Raw genomic sequence first — 1,548 nt, forward strand, 5'->3', positions numbered from 1 at the left:
TCGCGGGCAAGCCCGGCTCCTGGGGGAGGGGGCTGAGGTGTTCTTCCAGCAACAGTGAACTCACATTCTGTTCTGTACAGAAATCACGCCTGTGACCGCTGATAAATAGTAACTGCATGATTTGAAAGGAAAAATAACTTAGGCACAGAAGCTGCATTAGCCCACGCAACACCCTTCGCCCGAGAGCGCTCCATGTCTTCCCTGCCTGAATCCGCCAGCTACCCGATCCATTCCCCCGACGCCCACCTGATCCGTGACGAGGCCGAAGCCCTGGCCGTCGCTCGACGTGTCGCCGCCCGTTTGCTGGAGCAGGATGCCGAGCGCGATCGTACGCGCCAGGTGCCTGCCGAAGTGGTCGACCTGTATTCCAACAGCGGCCTGTGGGGCATCACCGTGCCCCGCGAGTTCGGGGGGGCTCAGGTGTCCTATGCGGTGCTGGCCGAAGTGATCGCGATCATCTCGGCAGCCGACCCGTCTCTGGGACAGATCCCGCAGAACCACTACTGCCTGCTGGAAGACATTCGCCTGCAGGGCACGCCCGAGCAGCAGGCGCATTTCTTCGACCTGGCGCTGCAGGGGCATCGTTTTGCCAATGCGCTGTCGGAAACCGGCGGCAAGAACGTCCAGGACATCCAGGCCACCGTTCGCCGTCACGGCGACGGCCATGTGATCAACGGGCGCAAGGGCTATTGCACCGGTTCGCTGTATGCCCACTGGCTGGCGGTGCTGGCCCTGGACGAAGAGGGCAGGGCCCAATTGGCGTTCGTCGAGCGTGGGACGCCGGGGCTGGTGATCGTCGATGACTGGGACAGCATCGGCCAGCGCACCACCTCCAGCGGTACGGTGCTGGCCCGGGACCTGAAGGTCCCGGCGTTCAACCTGTTCCCCACCTATCGCTCCTATGAGAACCCGACCCTGGCCGGCCCGTTCGCCCAGTTGACCACCGCCGCCATCGATGCCGGCATCGCCCGTGCGGCCTTGCGCGATACCGTGACCTTCGTCCGCGAGCAGGCCCGGCCCTGGATCGACGCCGGGGTCGACAAGGCCAGCGAGGACCCGCTGACCATCATCCAGGTCGGTGCCCTGGAGATTCGTCTCGAAGCCGCCGATGCCCTGCTCGAACGGGCCGGCAAGGCGCTGGATGCCGCCCGCCCCGCGCCCGACGAAGACAGCGTCGCCCGGGCTTCGCTGGCGGTGGCCAAGGCCAAGGTACTGACCACCGAAATTGCCATCGAGGCCAGCAACCGGCTGTTCGAGCTGGGTGGCACCCGCTCGACCCTGAAAAAGCACAATTTCGATCGCCACTGGCGCAATGCCCGGGTGCACACCCTGCATGACCCGGTGCGCTGGAAATACCACGTGATCGGCAACTGGCTGCTCAACGGCATCAAGCCGCCGCGGCACGACTGGTCCTGAAACCATGGGCGAGCTGCTGAAAAACATCTACTGGGCGGATATCGCCCAGGCCTGCCTCGACACCCTGAGCATGCTCGCGGCGGCGCTGGCGTTCATCATCCTGCTGGGCTTGCCGCTGGGGGTGCTGCTGTT

Annotated in this window: 1 protein-coding gene and 1 pseudogene; both read left to right on the forward strand. The window is 64.7% G+C overall.

The window, feature by feature from the left end; translation table 11 throughout:
• Positions 1-192: 192 nt before the first annotated feature.
• Positions 193-1,416 (forward strand): SfnB family sulfur acquisition oxidoreductase, encoded by a 1,224-nt coding sequence (locus tag PF66_RS30995; RefSeq protein WP_054059915.1) that lies wholly within the window; start codon positions 193-195, stop codon positions 1,414-1,416.
• 4 nt (positions 1,417-1,420) lie between these two features.
• A pseudogene (locus PF66_RS33620) lies at positions 1,421-1,548 on the forward strand (metal ABC transporter permease); the annotation flags it as partial.

Source organism: Pseudomonas asplenii, assembly GCF_001293465.1.
In the GTDB taxonomy this organism is placed as follows: domain Bacteria; phylum Pseudomonadota; class Gammaproteobacteria; order Pseudomonadales; family Pseudomonadaceae; genus Aquipseudomonas; species Aquipseudomonas fuscovaginae_B.

Excerpts from the sequence above, each read along its gene's own strand:
- PF66_RS30995 (WP_054059915.1), top strand. The coding sequence starts at position 193 with ATGTCTTCCCTGCCTGAATCCGCCAGCTACCCGATCCATTCCCCCGAC.